At 69.7% G+C, this 21,935-nt stretch carries 18 protein-coding genes and 2 pseudogenes; 11 read left to right on the top strand and 9 right to left on the bottom strand.

All coding sequences use genetic code 11. The features are described 5' to 3' along the window. Positions 1-54: 54 nt before the first annotated feature. Positions 55-261 (top strand): DUF1918 domain-containing protein, encoded by a 207-nt coding sequence (locus BBH68_RS26265; RefSeq protein WP_065965979.1) that lies wholly within the window; start codon positions 55-57, stop codon positions 259-261. A 16-nt stretch (positions 262-277) separates the two neighbouring features. Here BBH68_RS26265 and BBH68_RS26260 read toward each other — a convergent pair whose 3' ends face one another. After that, a complete protein-coding gene (locus tag BBH68_RS26260; RefSeq protein ID WP_065965978.1) occupies positions 278-1,537 on the bottom strand; it encodes a glycoside hydrolase family 10-like protein in 1,260 nt (419 codons plus the stop codon). A 365-nt stretch (positions 1,538-1,902) separates the two neighbouring features. Here BBH68_RS26260 and BBH68_RS26255 point away from each other — a divergent pair, with 365 nt between their 5' ends. Beyond that, positions 1,903-4,230, top strand: coding sequence for a xyloglucanase (locus BBH68_RS26255; RefSeq protein WP_342673154.1), 2,328 nt, complete (start codon positions 1,903-1,905; stop codon positions 4,228-4,230). A 155-nt stretch (positions 4,231-4,385) separates the two neighbouring features. Beyond that, a complete protein-coding gene (locus BBH68_RS26250) occupies positions 4,386-5,246 on the top strand; it encodes a 3-hydroxybutyryl-CoA dehydrogenase (RefSeq protein WP_065965976.1) in 861 nt (286 codons plus the stop codon). Between the two features lie 175 nt (positions 5,247-5,421). On the opposite strand, the gene BBH68_RS26245 is transcribed toward BBH68_RS26250, so the two are convergent. The 4 genes from BBH68_RS26245 to BBH68_RS26235 all read right to left on the bottom strand — a co-directional run bounded on the left by BBH68_RS26245 (position 5,422) and on the right by BBH68_RS26235 (position 7,178). Then, entirely contained in the window at positions 5,422-5,631 is a 210-nt protein-coding gene (locus BBH68_RS26245; RefSeq protein WP_065965975.1) for a hypothetical protein, read from the bottom strand. A gap of 51 nt (positions 5,632-5,682) precedes the next feature. Then, positions 5,683-6,114, bottom strand: a complete 432-nt coding sequence (locus tag BBH68_RS43385) for a hypothetical protein (RefSeq protein ID WP_245738325.1) — start codon at positions 6,112-6,114, stop codon at positions 5,683-5,685. A 204-nt stretch (positions 6,115-6,318) separates the two neighbouring features. Further along, the gene (locus BBH68_RS43380; RefSeq protein ID WP_245738324.1) at positions 6,319-6,690 is read right to left on the bottom strand and encodes a hypothetical protein; all 372 of its coding nucleotides are present in this window, start codon (positions 6,688-6,690) and stop codon (positions 6,319-6,321) included. Between the two features lie 29 nt (positions 6,691-6,719). Continuing rightward, entirely contained in the window at positions 6,720-7,178 is a 459-nt protein-coding gene (locus BBH68_RS26235; protein WP_065965974.1) for an NUDIX domain-containing protein, read from the bottom strand. Positions 7,179-7,467: 289 nt separating this feature from the next. Between BBH68_RS26235 and BBH68_RS26230 the strand changes: the two genes are divergently transcribed. Continuing rightward, on the top strand, positions 7,468-8,832 hold the full coding sequence (locus BBH68_RS26230; RefSeq protein WP_076970620.1) for a helix-turn-helix domain-containing protein: 1,365 nt from the start codon (positions 7,468-7,470) through the stop codon (positions 8,830-8,832). Between the two features lie 319 nt (positions 8,833-9,151). Here the strand turns inward: BBH68_RS26230 and BBH68_RS42120 are convergent, their stop codons facing one another. Together BBH68_RS42120 and BBH68_RS26220 are read right to left on the bottom strand one after the other, a co-directional pair. Continuing rightward, the gene (locus tag BBH68_RS42120) at positions 9,152-9,886 is read right to left on the bottom strand and encodes a DUF6221 family protein (protein ID WP_158080286.1); all 735 of its coding nucleotides are present in this window, start codon (positions 9,884-9,886) and stop codon (positions 9,152-9,154) included. Positions 9,887-9,891: 5 nt separating this feature from the next. Continuing rightward, the gene (locus tag BBH68_RS26220) at positions 9,892-10,191 is read right to left on the bottom strand and encodes a hypothetical protein (RefSeq protein ID WP_141713058.1); all 300 of its coding nucleotides are present in this window, start codon (positions 10,189-10,191) and stop codon (positions 9,892-9,894) included. A gap of 247 nt (positions 10,192-10,438) precedes the next feature. Here BBH68_RS26220 and BBH68_RS43375 point away from each other — a divergent pair. Then, a pseudogene (locus tag BBH68_RS43375) lies at positions 10,439-10,534 on the top strand (3-hydroxyacyl-CoA dehydrogenase family protein); the annotation flags it as partial. A 255-nt stretch (positions 10,535-10,789) separates the two neighbouring features. Here the strand turns inward: BBH68_RS43375 and BBH68_RS26215 are convergent. Then, positions 10,790-11,263 (bottom strand): TrmO family methyltransferase domain-containing protein, encoded by a 474-nt coding sequence (locus BBH68_RS26215; protein ID WP_065965971.1) that lies wholly within the window; start codon positions 11,261-11,263, stop codon positions 10,790-10,792. A gap of 34 nt (positions 11,264-11,297) precedes the next feature. Beyond that, the gene (locus BBH68_RS26210) at positions 11,298-12,782 is read right to left on the bottom strand and encodes an NsdA family TPR-like regulatory protein (protein ID WP_342673153.1); all 1,485 of its coding nucleotides are present in this window, start codon (positions 12,780-12,782) and stop codon (positions 11,298-11,300) included. Between the two features lie 1,106 nt (positions 12,783-13,888). Between BBH68_RS26210 and fxlM the strand changes: the two are divergent. The 6 genes and pseudogenes from fxlM (at position 13,889) to BBH68_RS26180 (ending at position 21,866) form a co-directional block, all read left to right on the top strand. Next, a pseudogene (gene fxlM, locus BBH68_RS26205) lies at positions 13,889-15,109 on the top strand (methyltransferase, FxLD system). 58 nt (positions 15,110-15,167) lie between these two features. Next, positions 15,168-15,371, top strand: coding sequence for an FxLD family lanthipeptide (locus BBH68_RS26200; protein WP_065965970.1), 204 nt, complete (start codon positions 15,168-15,170; stop codon positions 15,369-15,371). 129 nt (positions 15,372-15,500) lie between these two features. Continuing rightward, the gene (locus BBH68_RS26195; protein ID WP_065965993.1) at positions 15,501-18,515 is read left to right on the top strand and encodes a lantibiotic dehydratase; all 3,015 of its coding nucleotides are present in this window, start codon (positions 15,501-15,503) and stop codon (positions 18,513-18,515) included. Then, entirely contained in the window at positions 18,512-19,735 is a 1,224-nt protein-coding gene (locus BBH68_RS26190) for a lanthionine synthetase C family protein (RefSeq protein ID WP_065965969.1), read from the top strand. Before BBH68_RS26195 ends, BBH68_RS26190 begins: the two co-directional genes overlap by 4 nt. Continuing rightward, a complete protein-coding gene (locus tag BBH68_RS26185; protein ID WP_065965968.1) occupies positions 19,717-20,718 on the top strand; it encodes a thiopeptide-type bacteriocin biosynthesis protein in 1,002 nt (333 codons plus the stop codon). The genes BBH68_RS26190 and BBH68_RS26185 overlap by 19 nt, the downstream gene beginning before the upstream one ends. Then, entirely contained in the window at positions 20,715-21,866 is a 1,152-nt protein-coding gene (locus BBH68_RS26180) for a hypothetical protein (RefSeq protein WP_065965967.1), read from the top strand. Before BBH68_RS26185 ends, BBH68_RS26180 begins: the two co-directional genes overlap by 4 nt. Positions 21,867-21,935 lie beyond the last annotated feature (69 nt).

The following is a 21,935-nucleotide window of genomic DNA, read 5'->3' as shown; positions in this document are numbered from 1 at the left end:
ACTGGCCACAGGGACCGCAACACCCTCCGGGGCACCGGACAGGAGGTCACGCGTATGGAGGCGACCGTAGGCGACAAGCTGCTGGTACACGGCAGGGTTGTCGGAATGCACGACCGGACCGCGGAGATCATCGAAGTACTCGGGGACCACGGCTCCCCGCCCTACCGCGTCCGCTACGAGGACGACGGACACGAGTGCCTGGTCTCCCCCGGCCCGGATTCGGTCGTGCGTCATCTGCCCCCGGGGCCCGGCCGGCGATAAGCCGGGCCCGGGCCGCTCAGCGGGGTGGACGCACGCGAGACGGGTAGTGGTCGGCGACCACGCGCGCCATGGCGCCGTTGCGGTCGGCGGCCACCTCCTTGGCCGAGAAGTAGACGTTGCCCCGCACCTGCGGGTAGTCCCGGTCGAAGGTGAGGTGGCGGGACAGCTCCGCCGGGTCCTGCCAGGGCGCGGGCTGCGCCGGGTCCCCCGCCTTGTACAGCGCCTCGCCGATGTAGAGGTTGACGCCGGTGCCGCGCACCACGTCCGCCCACCAGGGCACCAGCTTGGCGTAGTCGGCGGCGGCGAAGCCGATGTTCCAGTACACCTGCGGGACGATGTAGTCGATCCACCCCTCGCGGACCCATTTGCGCGTGTCCGCGTACAGGTCGTCGTACGTCTGCACCCCGGCCCGGGTCTCGGAGCCGAGCGGGTCGGTGGCCTGGTTGCGCCAGACGGCGAAGGGGCTGATGCCGAAGCGCACCCGCCGGCCCTGCCGCCGGTTCAGCCGCTCGATCCGCGCGGCCGTCTCGAGCACCAGGCGGTCGATGTTGTCCCGCCGCCAGGCGGCCCGGTCCGGGAAGCCCGCGCCGTGGCGCTCGTAGGCGGCGGCGTCGTCGAAGACCTGGCCCGCGACCGGATAGGGGTAGAAGTAGTCGTCCCAGTGGACGGCGTCGATGTCGTAGCGCGCCACCGCGTCCAGCATCGCGTCCTGGACGAAGCGGCGGACCTCGGGCAGGCCGGGGTTGTAGTAGAGCTTGCCGCCGTAGGGCACCACCCACTCCGGGTGCAGCCGCGCGGGATGAGTGGGGGTCAGCCGGGCGGGGTCGGTGTGGTTGGCGACGCGGTACGGGTTGAACCAGGCGTGGAGTTCGAGGCCGCGCCGGTGCGCCTCGCGCACGGCGGTGCCCAGCGGGTCCCAGCCCGGATCGCGGCCCTGGACACCGGTGAGGTACTCGGCCCACGGCTCGTACCGCGAGGGCCACAGCGCGTCCGCGGTCGGCCGGACCTGGAAGACCACCGCGTTCAGCCGCCGGGCGACCGCGGTGTCGAGGAAGGCGAGCAGCTCGGCGCGCTGCTCGGCGGCGGTGAGGCCGGGCTTGGACGGCCAGTCCCGGTTGGCGACGGTGGCCAGCCACATCCCGCGGAACTGCGGCTCGCGCGGTCCCCCGCTCCCCCGCTCCTCGCGCCCGTACGCCGCCGCCCGCCCCACCGTGACGGCCGAGGCCAGCGCCCCGGCGGCCGCGGCCGTCAGGCCCCTTCGCGTGATCTGCCCCATCCTCGCTCCTCACTGCTCCTGGCTCGGCTCCTGAACCCGGCTCCTGAACCCGGCCCTCGCTCCCGGCCCGTGATCGTGGCCTTGATCGGGGCCTTGATCCGGGCCTTGATCGCGGCCGGCTCCCGCCGATGATTGCGGTCCCACGGGCACGCGGCAATCCCTCCGACCGTTCCCACGGGCCTCCGCAACTGCCCCCACGCCTCCTTGACTTCACCCTTCTCGCCCGGCCATCCGGCCGCTAGCATCGGCTTACGCATATATGGGAGCGCTCCCAAGCCGGTCCCGATCCCGGACTCGGACAGACCCGCACAGACCCGTCCCCGTACCGCCGCGCCCCGCGGCGGAGGCCCGGAGAGGAAGTTCCCGTGCGCTTCACAGGCAGGAGAGGACCCCTCAGCGCGCTCATGGCCGCGCTGGCACTCGTCGGCGGATTACTGACCGCGGCCGCCCCCGCCGCCGCCCGCCCCGACGGCACCGCGAACAGCCCCGCCAGGACCGCCGTCGGCCTGGCCGCCACCACCTGGAAGAACGTCCGGGTGGACGGCGGCGGCTTCGTCCCCGGCATCGTCTTCAACCGCAAGGAGAAGAACCTCGCCTACGCCCGCACCGACATCGGCGGGGCCTACCGCTGGGACCAGCCGGCCAGACAGTGGGTACCGCTGCTGGACTGGGTGGACTGGGACCGCTGGGGCTGGACCGGCGTGGCGAGCCTGGCCAGCGACCCGGTCGAGCCGGACAAGGTGTACGCGGCCGTCGGCACGTACACCAACAGCTGGGACCCGGCCAACGGCGCGATTCTGCGCTCCTCCGACCGCGGCACCACCTGGCAGGCCACCACTCTCCCCTTCAAGGTCGGCGGCAACATGCCCGGGCGGGGCATGGGCGAGCGCCTGGCGATCGACCCGAACAAGAACAGCGTGCTGTACTTCGGCGCGCCGAGCGGCAACGGCCTGTGGCGCTCCACCGACTCCGGGGTCACCTGGTCGAAGGTGACGGCCTTCCCCAACCCGGGCAACTACGTCCAGGACGCCGGCGACACCAGCGGCTATCTGAGCGACAACCAGGGCGTGGTCTGGGTGACCTTCGACGAGCGCACGGGCTCGTCGGGCACCGCGACCAAGACCGTCTACGTGGGCGTGGCCGACAAGGAGAACACGGTCTACCGCTCGACCGACGCGGGGGCCACCTGGTCGCGCGTGGCCGGACAGCCGACCGGCTATCTGGCCCACAAGGGGGTCCTGGACTCCAGGAACGGCTACCTCTACATCGCCACGAGCGACAAGGGCGGCCCGTACGACGGGGCGAAGGGCCAGGTGTGGCGGTATGCCACGGCCACCGGGGAGTGGAAGAACATCAGCCCGATGGCGGACGCCGACACCTACTTCGGCTACGCCGGGCTGACCGTCGACCGCCAGAAGCCGGGCACGCTGATGGTGACCGGCTACAGCTCCTGGTGGCCGGACACCCAGATCTTCCGCTCCACCGACTCCGGCGCCACCTGGACCCGCGCCTGGGACTTCACCAACTACCCCAGCCGTTCCTTCCGCTACACCCAGGACGTCTCGTCCGTCCCCTGGCTGACCTTCGGCACCAACCCCTCCCCGCCCGAGGTCACCCCCAAGCTCGGCTGGATGACCGAGGCGCTGGAGATCGACCCCTTCGACTCCAACCGGATGATGTACGGCACCGGCGCCACCGTCTACGGCACCGAGAACCTCTCGGCCTGGGACTCCGGCGGCCAGATCAAGATCACGCCGATGGTCAGGGGCCTGGAGGAGACCGCGGTCAACGACCTGGCCAGCCCGCCCTCCGGCGCTCCGCTGCTCAGCGCCCTCGGTGACCTCGGCGGCTTCCGCCACACCGATCTGGACGCGGTGCCGGGGAAGATCTTCACCTCGCCCACCTTCACCACCAGCACCAGTCTGGACTACGCCGAGACCAACCCGAACACGGTCGTGCGGGTCGGCAACAACGACGCCGCGCCCCGGATCGCCTTCTCCACCGACAACGGCGCCAACTGGTGGCAGGGCAGCGAGCCGCCCGGGGTCACGGGCGGCGGCACGGTGGCCGCGGCGGCCGACGGCAGCGGCTTCGTATGGAGTCCCGAGGGCACCTCCTCCGTCTATTACACCGCCGGCTTCGGCAACTCCTGGACCGCCTCCAGCGGCATCCCGGCCGGGGCGGTCGTCGAGTCGGACCGCAAGAACCCCAAGAAGTTCTACGGATTCAAGGCCGGCCGGTTCTATGTGAGCACCGACGGCGGCGCCACCTTCACCGCCAAGGCCGCGACCGGCCTGCCCACCGACGGGCCGGTGCGCTTCAAGGCCCTGCCGGGTACGGAGGGCGACATCTGGCTCGCGGGCGGCTCGGCGAGCGGGACGTACGGGCTGTGGCACTCCACCGACTCGGGCGCGACCTTCACCAAGCTGGCCGGCGTCCAGCAGGCCGACACCATCGGCTTCGGCAAGGCCGCCCCCGGCGCCTCGTACCAGACCCTCTACACCAGCGCCAGGATCGGCGGAGTGCGCGGCATCTTCCGCTCCACGGACGCCGGGGCGAGCTGGGTGCGCATCAACGACAACACCCACCAGTGGGGCTGGACCGGCGGCGCGATCACCGGGGACCCGAGGGTCTACGGGCGGGTGTACGTGGGCACGAACGGGCGCGGCATCCTGCGCGGCGACTCGGCCTGACCGCGGGGCCGGTCCGTCCCAACCCGACACGCCCTCAGCCCCCTTGCCCGCCCGGGCCGGGGTCCGGACCGTATGGTTCCGGCCCCCGGCCCACCCCGCCGGCCGGACCGGGGGGTAACGTCGGGGACGACCGGCAGATCAGCGAAAGGCACGAGGTGACCGACATCGAACGCGTCGGAGTGGTGGGCTGCGGCCAGATGGGCGCGGGCATCGCGGAGGTGTGCGCCCGTTCCGGCCTGGACGTCAAGGTCGCGGAGACCACCGGGGAGGCCCTGGAGCTGGGCCGTACCCGGCTGACCAATTCCCTCGGCAAGGCCGCCGAGCGCGGCAAGATCACCGAGGAGGAGCGCGACGCGACGCTGGAGCGGCTGAGCTTCACCACCGACCTCGGCGAGTTCGCCGACCGCGATCTCGTCATCGAGGCGGTCGTGGAGAACGAGCAGGTCAAGACCGAGATCTTCCAGGTCCTCGACCAGGTCGTGACCCGCCCCGACGCGATCCTCGCCTCGAACACCTCCTCCATCCCGCTGGTCAAACTGGCCGTCGCCACCTCCCGCCCCGACCAGGTCATCGGCATCCACTTCTTCAACCCCGCCCCGGTCCAGAAGCTGGTCGAGCTGATCCCCGCGCTGACCACCGGCGACCAGACCATCAAGCGCGCCGAGGCCCTGGTCCACGACGTCCTCGGCAAGCACGCCATCCGCGCCCAGGACCGCTCCGGCTTCGTCGTCAACGCCCTGCTGATCCCGTACCTGCTCTCCGCGATCCGCATGTTCGAATCGGGCATCGCGAGCCGCGAGGACATCGACAACGGCATGGAGCTGGGCTGCGCCCACCCCATGGGCCCGCTCAAGCTCTCCGACCTGATCGGCCTGGACACCATCGCGGCCATCGCCGAATCGATGTATATGGAGTACAAGGAGCCCCTGTACGCCCCGCCGCCGCTGCTCCTGCGCATGGTCGACGCGGGGCGGCTGGGCCGCAAGACGGGGTCGGGCTTCTACGAGTACGCCTGACCAGCGATAACGCCCCCACTGAGCGATCACCGGCAGGCATCAGCAGGGGCCGCTGCCCGCAAATCGGACAGCGGCCCCGAGTGATCGTTTACGCCGCCAGGGAGTTCTCAGGGGGTTTCGGCGGGAGTTCACGCACCCCGCTCGGGTTGATGACGTGCACCGCTACCCCTTTGGTTCAACTCGCTGCCCAGATCTCCGGACCGTCGCCGCGCCATTCGATCAGCTCCGGGTCGTCCAGGGCCACGTCCTCGGCACCGGCCCGGCGCAGGAACTCCAGCAGGTCCGCCGGGCCGTGCGCGAGTCCGGCGGTCTCGCCCCGGATCGTGACCCGCCGGCCGCCACTGGGAGACGGCGGGTGGATGATGACGGGCGGGGTTCCTGCCATACCGCCAGGGTGCAGCCGCAGGCAGGTGCGCGCATCCCGGAGCCTCCAGGGTTAGGCCGGGCGGACCGGGCCGAAGTACGCCGGCGACAGGAACAGACTCTCGAACGCTTTCGGGCCGCGGCGCTGGCGCAGCCAGGCGCACAGAGGAGTCAGCACGCCCGTAATCATCGACGTGAGGACCGTGGTGTGCAGGTCCTCCGCCTCGTCGCGCCCGACCTCGGCGAGGAACCGCTCGTACCTCGCATCAATGGCCCGCTCGAAGCCGCCCATGGCCCTCAGAAACTCGGCCGCGGCCGCGCTCGGCGCCGCTGCGGCGCGCACCTCGGCACGGGCCAGGTCGTCGGTGTCCACCACGGTCAGGCGCCCGGTGATGTCCCGGAATGCGTACCGGTAGACGGGAGTGGCCGGCTCGACGATCCCGTACTGCTGGGCTGCGGCCCGTGCGATGGTTCGGGCCTCGCGGTCGGAGGCCCCCTCCATCACGATGCCAAGATTGCGCGTCGTGGGAGATCCAGCCAGGTCGGGAGCCGAGTACGTCCGCCCGTCGTGCCTGCGAAAATTCACCCCGTACTGGCTGCGGATCACCTCGTCGCCGCGCAGCTTGTAGCTGCGGTAGGAGCCGTAGTGCAGGCAGTCGTGGGCGTACGCGCGCAGCAGGTCCAGCGCGACCAGGTCGGGGCGCTCGGGCTAGCCGGCGGCCAGGGGCCCGAGGGTGGTGATCACGGCGTACATCTGGAGATGGCGGTAGCCCTGATTCGGGTGGTGGAAGCCGCCGAACGCGCCGTCCACGCTGCACTGGACGCCGAGGAGCACCCGGTCCAGCGGCAGCGTCCGAGACATGCCCAGTGCGGCGTACCGAGGCCGTAAGAACGCCAGCCCGTACCGGAGCGGGCCCATGTCCAGGCCGGCCGCCTCCCACCGCAGGGCCTGCGGGAGCGGTCGGAAGACGACCGTGGGGTGCTGCTCGGTCAGGCTGGTCGTCGTCGCGCGCAGCTCGGCCAGCCGCTCCAGCAGCTGGCCGACACCGGTGGTGCCGGCCAGGTGCTCGTTCGGGGTCAACAACCGCGGGCTGATGCCGACCGGCCGCGTCAGCCGTTCGGTGTCTCGCCCAGGATCAGGAGCCGGTGCGACTCCTGCATCCCATCGGGCAGTTCGGTCGGCGAGAACCATTTCGCCTCCAGGATCTCGAAGCTGTCGATCTTGAGTTCGCCGCCGACGAGTACGGCTTCGTAGGCGACTTCGATGCGCAGCTTGTAGCCGCTGGTGAGCTGCACCAGGCGGCCGGGCTTGACGTCCAGGCCGGTCTCCTCGCGCACCTCCCGGACAACCGTCTGGGCGAACTCCTCGCCCTTGACGGCGTAGCCGGTGGGCAGGCCCCACTGGCGCCCCTCGGGCCACATGCGGTGGCGCAGCAGCAGCACCCGGCCCGCGTCGTCCCGGACAACACCCGTGATGCCGGCCATGAACTTGCTGTGGGCCAGCCACAGGATCCGCCACTGCATCGGGCCCCGGATGATCCGCCACAGGCGGGCGACGAGTCGCTTCATCTCGACCTCCTCGGTGATGGGCCGCTCCCAGTGCGGCCGCGGATCCGCCACGATGGCGTATAGAGCGTGTTGGAACAAACACGCTGCGTGTCAGGGGTGGGGTGGTGTATGCCGCTCGACCTCGGCGGCCGGTGGCTGCTGCGGTACCAGAGCACCGCACCCGCGACCTCCCCGGCCATGCCGTTTGCGCCGGACGTAAACGGTTTTGCATCTCATGCAAAACCGCCCGATCTTGCCCGACTTGTCCCTACGCTGAGAGCGCAGCGAGCCTCACCACCGGGACGGCGCGATGGAACCAAGCAGCGTACGGACAGCCCCCGCAGAAACCCCCGGCGACCTCGTGCGCCGCACCCGTCAGGCGCAGCAGATGACGCTGTGCCAACTCGGGAAGCTCACCGGCTACTCCATCGCCCAGGTCTCCCGCTACGAGCGCGGCATCTCACCCCTGACCGACACGCTGGTGCTGCGCCGGTTCGCGGCCGCCCTCGGCATCCCGCCCCAGGCACTGGGCCTCGCCCCTGAACCAGACGCGCGGCACGGCCAACCAGCCGCGCCGACTACCACCTACCCGCGCCTTCCGGACCCTAGGGTGACTGGGACAGCCCAGGCCGACGGCAGGGAGGACGCGATGCGACGACGGCAGATGCTCGCTCTCACGCTCACGGCAGCCGCAGCGGCCAGCGCACCGACCCGAGGCGGCGCCGAGCCAGCGCGCGAAGCCCCGCTCGGCGACCTGCTCGTCGGCCGCCTGCGGGACGCCATGCTCGGTCTGCACACGGAGGTCACCGCCACGCCACCCGCATCCCTGCACACCGAGCTGGCGCAGGCCGCCGCCGACTTCCACACCTGCCAGTACAACAACCTGTCCGCACGCCTGCCCCGCCTCTTGAGCGCGGCCCACGCTGCGCCCGAGGGCCCGGCCACAGACGGCGTGCTGGCTCAGAGCTACCTGCTGGCCACCCGAGTCCTGGTGAAGCTGGAGGACCAGCAGCTCGGTTGGATGGCCGCGGACCGCGCGCGGCAGCTGGCCGAAGCCGCCGGCGACCCGTTGGCGATCGCCGAGGCCGCCCGGCAACTCGCCGTGCTGGCCCGCCGCGCCGGATGGACCGACCGGGCCATGACGATCGCCCTCTGCGCCGCCGACGCGCCGGCCCTGCGGAGTGCCGGGCCCGAGGGCGCGGCCGCCCGTGGCCTGCTGATCCAGTCCGCCGCCTACACGGCCGCCCGCGAACGCGACCAGACCGGCATGCGGAAGCTCACCAAGGAGGCCGCCGCCATCGCCGAGGAGCTCGGCGGCACTCGGCTGCGCGGCTTCGGCGGATTCAGCAGCGCCACCGTCCAGCTCCACCTCGTCTCCGCCGAGGACCGCGCCGGCGACCCCTCCACCGCCATCGCCGCCGCCGACAAGCTCGCGCCGCGCGCGCTGCCCAGCATCGAGCGCCGCGCCCGCTACCACGTAGATGTCGCCACCGCTTACGCCCGGTGGGGGCGTCGGGACAAGTGCGTCGAGGCGCTGCTGGCCGCCGAGCGCGAGGCTTCCGAGGAGACCCACGCCCGGCCGACGGTGAAGGCGCTGCTCTCCGGGCTGCTGGTCTCCGGCCGTACGACGCCCGAACTCCGCGGGCTCGCCGCCCGCGCGGGGGTCCTCAGTTGAGCACTCAGGGGGGTGGTGCGGTTCAGGATGTCCGTCAGGTCGTCGGCGGATGCAGACAGCAGGCGTGAATGCGTCGGGTTCGTGACCGCCTCCCGTCCGGCGGAGAAACTGAACAGGGGGATGACGCGCTGGAGCGCGGCCCGCAGGTCGGCTATGTGCTGATCACGGATGTCATCGGTGTGGTCTGGAGCGGGGTTGGGTGCTTCGTCCATGCGCTGACCAACCGCCCCCAAGCCGCCGGGGTCACGGCCGGGTGCGATCTGCCCGAACTCCCCCGTACGCCCCACCTCCGCCGGTACCGTCCGGCCGTGCGCTACGTTCACCGATGCGACCCATGCCGCGCCACTGCCCCGAGCCGGGATGGCGGCCGATGACGGCCGGGAAGCGCCAGCACTGCACGTGTGTCGAGGTGCAGAACCTCGACTACGACGAGGCCGCCGCGGCTCTCAAGATCAAACGCCGGTGGCTGGAGGACAACATCAGCCGCCTGCCGCACCAGAAATACGGCCACAACCCGGCCGTCTTCTGCCACTGTGACCTGAGACTGATCATGCGCATGAGAACCGTCATACCTTCCGAGGCCCTGCACCTGCTCGACCAGACGACCCTCGAGGCCGCGCACGCTCCCGCCATAACGCCGACCGTCCGGTCGCTGGCGTCCATCAAGCCCGCCCGGGGCAGCACACGCCGCGGCGTCGCCCAGACGTAGGGCGGCGGGACCGTACGGACCGCGCCCGGCGACAGCGGCGTGGCTGTTGATGCGGCCGATCATCCGCCGCTTGACGTCGATCTCGCCCATCACCCGGTCCGGATCGTGCCCGGCGATGTGAAGAGCACGCGCCCGCGCTACCTCGTACCCGGGCATCTCCTTCACCAGGTCCCCTGCGACCACCCGCTCAGCCTGTACGCCCTCCGCCTGCTCTTCCGGCCACACATCGGACCCGGCTGCCCTCCAGCTCAGTGCCAGATGGGTGGTGAGCAGATGCCCTGCCGTGAACGCCGTCGCCTCCTCCTCGTCGAGCTGCTCGCCGAGCCACCGCACCAGCTCATCCATGTCGCTCACCCCTTGGCCCACTCGGTGTGCTGAACCCGGGCCCGTCGGATCAACGGCGTGACCTCCCATTCGGCACGCTCCAACTCGGCCTGCCGCGCATCGCGCTCCTGACGAGTGTCGAAGGTCAGCAGCGTCCCGTCCCGGAGGCGCAGCCCGTACTGCGTGCTCTCGACGGCTGGCAGCCATGCCGGTTCCGTCGTGCTGGCGGTTGTCGTTGTCAAGGGCTCTCCTCGGTCGGCTCGGGGAGCGGCGGCCGTGGGCTTCTTGCCCGGCTGCTTCGGGTTCGCCTCGAAGAAGGCGGCCACCTCGTCCGCACGGAACTTCGGCCGCGTACTGCCCTCGCCCTCAACAGGCGGGGCGCTTCCCCGCTTCTTACCTGCATCTACCGCCTCCCTTGTGAGGGAGGTGAGAGGGAGTATCAAGCCGCGAGGGAGGCGACAGGAGGACCGATTTGGAAGATGTAGCAAGTCAGCGAAAGCTACTGAAAGATGTTCGTGTGCAGGTCAGGAGCGCGGCGACTCCCAACGTCCAGATAGAAGTCAATCGGTACCTATGTACGCCGAGTACACCCCGCCGCCGCTGCTGCGCATGGTCGACGCGGGCCGGCTGGGCCGCAAGACGGGGTCGGGCTTCTACGAGTACGCCTGACCAGTCCACATGCATGTGGGGAGGTCTGCCTGGCTGCCCGGGCGGACCCGAGCAATGCGGCAGCGGCGAGGGACGCGCTTGGGTCGATGCCGTCCGTCGATGGGCGAGCTCAGAACCTCAGCCTGCCCATCGTCCCCTGCTCACCTGGCAAGGAGGGTGGCTGGGCCTACTAAGTGCTCGGGATACGCCCGGCCGGCATCTCTACCAGGACGGCCGGGCATCCTCCCGGCCTCTGGGGCGTCGTAGCCGACAAGATCAGGACTTCTCAGCCCAGTAATCTGTCAGCATCTCGCCGGGCCATGCGGGCTCGCGGACCGTTCCTCGCGGGCCCATCTCCTCGAAGTAGGGCGACAGGTCATAGATCTTCGTACCGACCACGGCGTCCAGATCGGTCACGTGCAACCTGAGCCCGTCGATCTTGATCAGTCGTGGGAAGCTCTGCGCGAGTTGGTTAGGACGTCGGTGGTTGCGATGGGCGAACGTTCCCGTTGCCGGCCACTGGGTGTTCCCGCGCGGGCTGCGAGCGTGGTACTCGACGTCGCTCGGGGACGCCTGGTCGAAGTGCCACACGACCACCAGGTGGGAGAACTCTTCCAGGCCCTGCACGGAGTCCAGAGGAAACTCTGAATCATCGAGCTGGATCACCGACTCGACGCCACCCCAGTAGTCATCGGCAACCTCGGCGCGCCCTTCGACGACTTCCCCGATCGGTTCGATCTTCAAAGCCATGGCCAGCCCTTCTCCGATCCAACGACTCGTATGATCAATCTACTTGGGCAAGGTACATGGTCGCGCGAGCGTCAAGCGCGCCCACCGCTGGGATGCCACGCTTCCGAAATGGCGACAGTAGTTTCCGCATGTCAACAACTGTCTGCCGCGCCCGTCCCGAATAGATTCCATCCTCCATCGCGTCCAGAACGCTGGTCCAGGTCACGCAGGCTTCTTCAACTCCGCCCTGTGCGATCTGCGTGGCACCCATGTACCCGAGGGTCACCACGTGGGTACGTCGGAACGCCGCCCCGCGCGTACGGACGGAGCGCTGGAACTCCTTCACTGCGCGCTGATGGTCACCAAGAACCCGCAGAGCGCATGCGGTCTCGTGCGCCAAGGACGCCTCACCGAAGAAAAAGGTTCGGTCCGGTTCCCTGATTCCATCCCGCACGTTCGACAGGTCGTCTTCGGCGCGCAGCAGCGCTCGTGCCGCCGCCTGCTTCTGGCCGTCCGCGGCAAGGGTACGAGCGTGAACAACGCCGAGGAGCGCACGCTCACGGGGCGTAGCGGCGGCGTACCGATCACCGTGCACCGACGCCTGCGCAATCTTGAGGGCTTCGCTGCGAAAGCCCAGATCGAGAGACTGGTGCGCCATCGCACGGAGGATGTGACCGCTCAAGGGCGCGTTACCGGACCGGGCTGCTAGCTTCACCGCGGTGTTGAAGCGGCTGAGCGCCACCGCGTGCTCGCTATTGTCGAACGCCATCCACCCCGACAAGTAGGCGAGTTCCGCTGAGGCAGCGAACATCGCACGTCGCGTCTCGTCGTTGGCAAATCGACCCCGAAGGAAGTCGAGCACTTCGGACTTCAGATACTCGTCCACGGCGCGTCGGCCATGACCGCCTCCGCGCCGTTGGTCCATACGAGAGAACGCCTGGGTGAGCTCCCGTATGGTCGCCACATCTCCACGACCGACGCGCTTCCCGGCTACAGGTTGCTCGGCCGGGGGCTGCGCCATAGCAGTCCACCACGTCTCGTCCGGCAGCAACAAGGACGCCGCGGAATACACCCCGTCGGTCAGCAGACGACGCCGGTCCGCGTCCACACCACTCCCCAAGTCGTTGAGCGCGATCAACGGATCGACGCGCCAGTCCAGCGCCTCCTGCGCTGGCGAGGTGGAAACTGTGAACCCGACCTGTTCTGGCGTGATGTCACGCTTGAAACGACGGGACAGTGCTTGGCACAAGATAGCGGGCGCAACGCCCTGCGGCTGAACTCCGGACACCCACATGCTCACGTGGGAGCGCCCGATCTTGGAGTTCTCCCGCACCTCGCCGTTCAGCGTCTCCTCGGCGACTCGGTTGTACGCAGCGGCGGCCTGGGCTCGTGACCAGCGCGCTTCCTCCAACAGTGCGGCTAACTTCTCGTTCCGCTCGCGTGCCATCGCTGCGCCCCCACCGCTGAAGCCGATCTTTGACCACGTTGACCAACCTGCGCTCGGCAGGAGCCCGGGCCGGCCGCAGATCCAGAGATCCAACGTAGTGCTCAACTCCTCGCCCGTGTCCTGCAGGCGCGGGAAAATCACCCACAGGCGCGAGCCTTGCTCCCACCGCAAAGCCTCTTCCGGCCCACGGCACGGTGACGGAAGTCCCGACACACTCCGCGTGTCAATTTGCAGTTGTGCCATGCCCCCGTGCCAGCTTGCCGTCCCAGACAGCGACGATCCGGTCGACGCCTCCGGAGTGTCCACTTCACTTCAGATGATCTTTGATCACTTTGACCACCCCCGAGCCGTTGACCCCATTCCAGTAATCGCGGTTAGGCGGTTCTCTCTTGTAGGCCAGCCACTCGACGAGCGGCGGCCGCACAGACCACCCGCCACGGAAGAACCCCCGCGACGTTGCTGGAGCGGCGAACGTCCGGGGGCCGTGGCCCTCAACCCCATGGAGGTTGACGGCATGCGCAAACATAGCGCGAAGATCCTCGAAACACTGTTGCGGTTGTTACTTCCCGGCCACGGTCGTCACCGTGCGGCCTCCAGTCGGCCCGACGCCCATGGGGCCGCCATGGTCCAGCCGTACGTCGTCGGGTGGGGGCACAGGTGAGCAACCCAACGGCGCCGCCGCGGCAGGGACAGAACGATGGACAGCACGGCCAAGGCAGGCAGCAGCAGGACGGCGACGACCGCCCGCCGCTGTGCCCGTTCCCGTGCACCCGATGCCGTGCCAGGGGGGACCAGTGAACGGCGCGAAGTGGACCGATGTCCTGCCCCGTCTCGCGGTCGGCATGGTGGTCTACGACCGGCACTACGAAATGCCCGCAACCATCGCCGACTTCGACGGACCGATGGTGTGCCTCACCCGTCCTACTGGCCTCGAATGGCGGTCGCACTGTGCCTCAGTGCGCCCCGCTACGCAGTACGAGCGCCGGCAACTTCGGGCCATCGCGCAGCTTCACGCCCAGCGACAACGAGGCGCAGCCACCGCATAGACGCCACCCGGTGCGCAGCGCCAAGCCGTACGACGAACCGACCGATAGGAGAAGTCCGAATGTCGGCCTTGGCCGGAGGGCCACATGGCGCGGCCAACGGGACATCGACATCATCACGGATTCATGTACACGCAGCACGAGGAGACCAGGCCCATGGCCGAACAGCCCGATGAGAACCAAGCGACCGAGCTACGCAACACGGCCGTAGACCAGCTGAAGGAAGGCGGCTGGATCACCTCGCCCGCCATTGAGGCCGCCATGCGCAAGGTGCCCCGGCACCTGGCCGTACCGGAGGCGTCTCTCGAAGACGCCTACAGCGCCTACAACGCCGTGATCACACAGGAGGACGAGCACGGCAATCACATCAGCTCGGTGTCGGCTCCGCAGATCCAGGCGATGCAGCTGGAGCAGGCCGATATCGGCCCGGGTGACAACGTGCTGGAGATCGGCACCAACGGGCCGAACGCTGCCTACCTCGCGGAGCTGGTGGGGCACACCGGTCAGGTCACCACCGTCGACATCGACCCGGCGCCCGCCGACCGCGCCAAGCGGTTCCTCACCGAAACCGGTTACACCGACGTCAACGTCATCGTCGCCGACGCCGAGAACGGCCTCGCCGAGCACGCCCCCTACGACGCGATCGTGGTGACGGTCGGCGCCTGGGACATCCCGCCCGCCTGGATCGACCAGCTCAAGGACGACGGCCGGCTCGTCGTGCCGCTCCGCATCAACGGCCTGACCCGCACGTACGCGTTCATCCGGTAGGCCGGGCACCTCGTCGCCACCAGCGCACACGTGTGCGGTTTCGTAGCGGCGCAAGGCGCTGGCAGCCACACGCAGCAGGTCATGCAGCTCCCCGGAGCCGAGGGCGTCACGCTGCGCTTCGACGAAGGCTTGCCCGCCGACCCCTCGCTGCTGGACGGCGTGCTGAACAGTGCCCGCGCCGAGACGTGGACCGGGGTGACCGTCGCCAGCCAGGAGCCCATCGGCACCCTCCAGATGTACCTGTCCACACAGGTCCCCAACTTCTGCTTCATGTCCATCAAACCCGATCAGGCCACCGGCAAGATCGGCCCCACGGGCAACAGCTGGTCCATGGTCGCCATCGACGGGCCGCACTTCGCCTACACCGTCGTGCGCCGCGACACCGAGAAGAAGACCGCGGAGTACGGCGTCCACGCCTTCGGACCCGACGCGGCCGAGTTCGCCGAGCACATCGCCGACATCTTCCGCACCTGGAGCGAAAAGGTCCGCGGCACGGACGGCCCACGCATCGCCGTCTACCCGGGGGGCACACCCGATGACCGGATCACCGGCGACCGGATCATCACCAAGAGGCACAGCCGGATTTCGATCTCCTGGCCGACTGCCTAGACCACGGAGCCTGGCCAGGCCATCCTGCACCATCCCATCGGACAGAGAGAGCGATCGCATGATTACTGCTGTACTCGACAGCGTCCCCGCCCCGGTTGGGCTGCCGGTCGACAACCTCGACGACGACTTCGAGCTGGACATCAGGGTCGTCGTCGGCGAGAGCCCCCTTACCGTCTTCATGTGCCCGACCAGCGACGGCTGCGGCAACACCTGCGAGAACGGGGCCAGCGCCTGCCAGTCCTCCATCGAGGACGCCGCCTGACACGCGGCGTGCGCCGGGGCGGCAGCCGATCACCGCTGCCGCCCCGGCACCACCCGTCCGCGCACCCCCCAACAGGAAGGGACACCGGTGGCCCACGGTCTACCCCTCAGGTATCAGTGGCAGCCCGGAATGCTGCTGCGTGCCTCCACCGCTTCCCGGCCGATCCCCGTGCCGGACTTTGACCTGCACGGCGACGACGCCACGATCCGCGGTCGGCAGTGGCTGGAGGAGGTATGGCGCGCCCCAGTGCCGACGGCACTGTCCGCAGCCAGCCCCGTCCTGTGTCAGCGCGTCGCCGAGATCCTGAACGGCACCGTTACCGACGGCCGCCGCATCAGGCGGGCCGTCCGCTCTGTTGCTGCGTACCTCCTGCGGTGGAACCACCGGCCCACCCCGTTCGGGGTATTCGCTGGCGTCGCCCCCGCTGAGCCCGCCCAAGTCGCCCAGATCGTGTGGGGTGAGAGATACCGGACTGTTCTGCGGCCTGATTCCGACTGGCTGACAGACGTGATTACCCGCCTGGAGAGCCACCCCGCTCTGCTGGCCCGGCTGACGGTCGTGGCCAACAACACCGGCCGTTCCCGCGGCAACCGGCATGTATTGGAGGGCATGTCCACCGGCGCGCGCACCTCCGGCTACGCGCCGGTCGAGCTGTCTGTCCGCCTCACCCGGCCCGTGGCCGCCGTGCTTGAGGCGGCCCGCACCCCGATTCCGTACGAACTGCTCGTGAACCGCCTGGCCGAGCAACTCCCTACCGCGCGCCAGGACCAGCTCGCTGGCCTGATCTCCGACCTGTTGAGCAAGCACATTCTGATCAGCAGTTTGTGGGCCCCGATGACGTCGGTCGACACGCTTGCCCACATATGTGATGAGCTGGAGAAGGCAGACGCCGCCGGCATCCCCGACATCGCAGAGCTGGCGTCCCAGCTCGCATCGATCCAAGCCAGCTTGAAACACCCGGACACGGTCGCCCCCTGGATGCCCGGCGACCGGCTGACACAGAGCATGCGGCGCGTGAGTGCCACCGGCCGCGTCCCACTCATGGTCGACGCCGCCCTGGACTGCACCGCCCACATCCCCGAAGCCCTGCTGAATGAAGCCGCCGAGGCAGCCCAGGTCATGCACCAGCTGTCGCCTCATCCATACGGGTATCCGCAATGGCGCGACTACCACGAGCGGTTCCTCGACCGCTACGGCACCGAGGCCGTCGTGCCCGTACTGGACCTGGCCGCCGACAACGGCCTCGGCCTGCCCGCTGGATTCCTGGGCGCCGAGCGCACTCGGCCGCCGTATCAGGTGACCGACCGGGACGAGAAGATCCTGCGCCTGCTCCAGGAGGCCATGCTCGACGCGAAGCATGAGCTCGTCCTCACCCGGACGACGATCGCCGACCTGACCGCCGACCACACCGAACCACTACTGCCCCTGCCCCGGGCTGAGATCGCCGTAGAGATCCACGCCCCCACTCTGGACGCCGTGCACCGCGGCGACTACCGGCTGCTGGTCACCGGAGCCCCCCGTCCCTGCAGCAGCATGCTCGGCCGGTTCGCGCACCTGCTCCCGGCGTCCACACAGACCGCACTCACCAACTCGTACGCGACCGCGGGCACCGGTGCGATCGCGGCCCAGCTGTCGTTCACTCCTCGGCGGCGGCGCAACGAGAACATCTCCCGCACCGTACAAGTGCTGCCCTTCACCATCCCCCTCGGCCAGCACCACGAGTCCGGCCCCGGCGTGATCCCGCTCGACGACCTAGCGGTGACTGCCGATGCCCGCCGGTTTTACCTGGTCCGCATGTCGAACGGCCAGCACGTCGAACCTCGCGTCCCCCACGCACTGGAAGCGTCCGTCCACACGCCGCCGCTCGCCAGATTCCTCGCGGAGATCACCACCGCCCGCAGCGCCGCCTACCGGGCGTTCACCTTCGGCGTCGCCGCCACCCTGCCCTACCTGCCACGCGTGCGGTACAAGCGGACGATCCTCGCGCCCGCCCGCTGGTTGCTGTCCGCCGAGGAACTGCCCGCCCGATCCGCCCCCATGGCCGACTGGGACAAGGCACTGGACCGGTGGCGCGAACGGCTCCGCGTCCCCGATCACCTTGCCCTGGTCGAAGACGGCCAGCAGCTGCCCCTCGACCTTGGCCAGCACATTCACCGGGCGCTGCTGCGGGCTGGCGTGGACCGCAACCGCATGGTCGAACTACGCGAAAGCACCACTGCGCAGGACTGGGCGTGGATCGGCCGCCCCCACCAGCTCTTGATCCCTCTGGCCAGCGCGGTCCCCGCCAGCACGGTCCCGCTCCCGCCGGAGGCCGCTGCCGCCGACCTCGGAACACCCAGCCAGTCCGCCGTCCTGTGTGCCCGCCTGTTTGCGCACCCCCAGCGGTACGACGAGATCCTGATCGGCCACCTGCCCGGCCTGCTCGATCAGTTCGCCACGATGCCGCGCTGGTGGTTCCGACGCCACCGCGACACAACCTCCCCGGACTCCGCCCAGCACCTGGACCTGTACCTGCTCCTCCCCGACCCAGCCGCCTTCGGTCCGGCCGCACAGCTCGTCAGCGCCTGGGCCGGCACCCTCAACAGCCAACGTTTGCTCTCCCGCCTGGAGCTGGTCACCTGCCCCCCGAAGACCGGCCCGTACGGTCATGGCGCCGCTCTGGACGCCGCGCACCTCGTGTTCGCCGCAGACTCGGCCGCCAGCGTGGCGCAGATCCGTGCCGCCGCAGATGACCCGTCTACCGCGCAGGCCCTGACCGCCGCCACCATGTTCAACCTGACGGTGCAGTTCACCGGCGACGTTGATCAAGCGGCTGCCTGGCTGTCCCGCACCCTGCCTCAGGAACACGGCCCCATATCCCGGGACCGCATCGCGCTGGCCCAGGCTCTGGCCAATCCTGAGCACACTGCACTCCAAGCCCTGCCGCGCGGCCCCGACGTCGTCGCCGCCTGGCAGCAGCGTGCTGCCGCCCTGACCGCCTACCGGGAGCAGTTGGACACCCAGCAGCGCAACCCCGACAGCGTGCTGCGGTCGCTGCTCCACGAGCACCACGTACGGGTGCTGCCCGTCGACCCCGATCAAGAACGCACCACCGGTCGGCTCACCCGCGCCTGCGCCTTGCGGCACCGGGAGCAGCAGCCATGACCACCGCAACCAGCCCGGCTCTGCTGGCGGATGCCTTCGCCCGCCACCTGGCCACCCCCACCCCGCCGCCCCAGGACCAGCCCTGGGCGGCGCAGGACCTGGCCGCCGGCGTCGCCGGATCCGCGCTGCTGCACATCGAGCGGGCCCGTACCGGAGACGGCACCTGGCAGCAGGCACACTGCTGGATCAAGACCGCCGTCGCCACAAACGTCAGCGCCGCCGACACCAGCGGCCTGTACCTGGGGGCGCCCGCTGTCGCGTTCATGCTCCACTGCGCCGTCACCGCCGAGAAGCCCCGGTACCACGACGCGCTGGCAGCCGTGGACCGGCACGTGAGCGACCTCGCCCACCGGAGAGTCGACGCGGCCGAGGCTCGTATGCGTAGCGGGCGTCCAGCCCGCTTCCACGAGTACGACGTCTTCTACGGGCTCACGGGCGTCGGCGCGTACCTGCTGCGCCGGTCCCCGTCCAGCTCCGCGATGGCACGCGTCCTGGCCTACCTCGTGCGGCTGACCCACCCCATTCTCCACGAGGACCAGGGCTTTCTGCCCGGCTGGTGGGTGGGCCACCAGCCTGACCTCACCCCGTCCACGGTCCTCGCCGGCCACGCCAACTTCGGCACGGCCCACGGAATCACCGGCCCGCTGCTGCTCCTGGCCCGCGCCCTGCGCCAAGGCGTGACGGTCGACGGCCATGAAGACGCCATCGACACCATTCTCCACTGGTTGGATACGTGGCGGCAGGACGGCCCCGCCGGGCCCTGGTGGCCTGAACACCTCCGCCTCGGCGAACTGTGCGCTGGCCGTCCCGCCCAGCGCGGCCCGGCGCGGCCCAGCTGGTGCTACGGCACCCCAGGCATCGCCCGCTCCGGACAGCTCGCCGCCCTCGCCCGCCGCGACACGGCACGCCAGCACCTGTACGAGGAAGCCATGGCCCGCTGCCTCACCGACCCCGACCAGTTGTCCAAGCTCGCCGACACGGGCCTGTGCCACGGCTGGGCGGGGATCTATCAGACCGCCTTCCGCGCGGCCCACGACGCCACAATCCCGGCCCTGCGCGCCATCCTGCCCAGCTTGGCCGCCGCCCTGACCCGGCACACCAGCCCCGGCGCGGACCCCGGCCTCCTGCAAGGCGACGCAGGTACCGCCCTCGCCCTGACCACCGCAGCCCACGACGCTGCGCCGACCTCGGGATGGGACGCATGCCTACTGATCGACTGAACCAACCCGTCCGCCTGGAGGTGACCCTGCACGCTGTCCTCGAAGTCCTGGCCGGCGCCAGCACGGACACCGCCGCGGCCCACGCCGGACTCGACCCCGCCGACCTGGCCGCCGCCATCGCCGTCTACCAGCAGGCCGGGCACCACGCGCTCGCCCAGCAGGCAGGGCCCCCGGCGTGGCGTCAGGTCTACGTCCAGTTCACCGACTGGGACAAGGCCGAGCAGACCGCCGCCGACCACATCGCCCCCGTCCTGGACCTGGCCCACCGGGACACGCTGATCACGGGCTGGTGGTTCATTCGCAAGCACCCGTGCTGGCGGATGCGCCTGCTCCCAGCCCCCGGAACACAGCTCCCCCCGACTCTGGCCGACACGCTGGAAAACCTCACCGCCGACGGGCGAGTCCACCGCTGGTGGCCCGGCATCTACGAACCCGAAGCCGCGGCATTCGGCGGTGATACCAGCATGGCCATCGCCCACACCCTGTTCCACGCCGACAGCCGCGCCATCCTCGCCACAGCCCACGGCGAGCTGAGCCGGCGGGAGTTGTCGCTGCTGCTGTGCGCCACTTTGATGCGCGCCGCCGGACTGGAGTGGTACGAGCAAGGTGACGTCTGGCACCGCGTCACCGAGGAACGGCCCCTGCTCCCAGACGTACCAGCGGCCAAGGTCCACGCCATGGCCGGAAGCCTGCGGCAACTACTCCTCGCCGACACCAGCCCCACCGGCCCCATGCTCCAGTCCGACCGCACACTCAAGCCCGCCGCCGACTGGGTCCACGCATTCCGCCACGCGGGAAGGAACCTCGGCACAGCCGCCCGGGCCGGAAGCCTCGACCGCGGCCTGCGCGAGGTCATCTCCTATCACGTGATCTTCCACTGGAACCGGATCGGCCTGCCTTCCCGTACCCAGAGCATCCTCGCTCACGCGGCCCGCACCGCGATCCTGCACCCCAGTGACTCCACGGAAAGGCCGACGCCGTGACCGCGACGCCCCCGCAGGCAAAGTTCCGACGGCTCGCCAAGCGGTTCCCGCTGGTCAGCCGGTCCCACCTCGTCTACCCCACCTTCGCCACCCGGATCGAAGAGGTACGCGCCTGTGCGGAAAAGTCGACGCAGGATGGCCCCCTCCTCGATCGAATCAACCTCGCGTGCGCGACCTGGAACCTGTCCGCGCTGATCGCCTCTGACTGCGGCCTGACCGACCTGGCGACTGACCTGTGCCTGCGCCAGCTCCGCCTCCTCCAGGCGGCATGGCCCATCACCGGGGACGTTGCCATCAACAGCCTCCAGCCGATCGTCAACCTCGTACGACTTACCGCCCGAGCGGGAGAACCGCACTCCGCCTACCAGCAGCTGATGAGCGTGCACCGCGCCGTACACGATGGCGGCACCGTCACCGTCCACGGCCAGCCCATCGACCTCACCGACTTCACCACCGACGCAACCCGGGACCACATCCAGCCCTGGCTTCGTACCCTCCTGCTCGAAGACGGCACCCGGCTACTCGCCGCCACCGGCCGATGGCCCCAAGCGGCAGAGCATGCGACCGCCTACGACAAGGCCCCTGAGCGGCTGCACGACAGCAGGCAAGCGCGCATCATGGCAAGCCTGCACACAGCCGACACGGTCGCAGCCGCCTCCTTGATCGACAAAGCCACGATCACCGAACCGTGGGAGAAGGCCGTCGCACAGATCCTCCGCCACTGCACCGACCATCTTGCGGGACGCGCCACGGTAGAAGCGTTCACCGCCGTGGCGCGCGCCGTGCGGGATGCCCTGGAGCCCACCCCACCACACCTGCGCATGTTCCGGGTGAGACTGGTACTGGCGGCGATCGACCTGGCACCGGAAGGCTGCGAAGCCCAGGCACAACCTCTGCACGACGCGATCGTCAGCGACACCACGCAGGCAGGCGACGCGCACGCTGCGCGCGAGATCCTGCGCCACCCCGTCCTATCGGCCGGCGAGCGGTCACGCCGTGAGCTGGAAGCGATCGTCCGCGACGGCGGCCTCGGTCAGAGAGCCTTGCCGGAGTCGGTGCTGTCCACGATGATGCAGTCCGTCATCACAGCGGGAGCGAGCCTCGTTCACTGCCTCGCCGTCTCCCGTAAATATGGAGTCGCTGGGTGAGCGATCACCCTAACGGGCACCATTTCGCTCTACGTCGTCGAGCGTGGAGCGGTCGGGTGTGAGCCAGAG

It is taken from the genome of Streptomyces sparsogenes (assembly GCF_001704635.1).
Taxonomy (GTDB): domain Bacteria; phylum Actinomycetota; class Actinomycetes; order Streptomycetales; family Streptomycetaceae; genus Streptomyces; species Streptomyces sparsogenes.
This window is presented reverse-complemented; position numbering and strand designations above follow the sequence as displayed.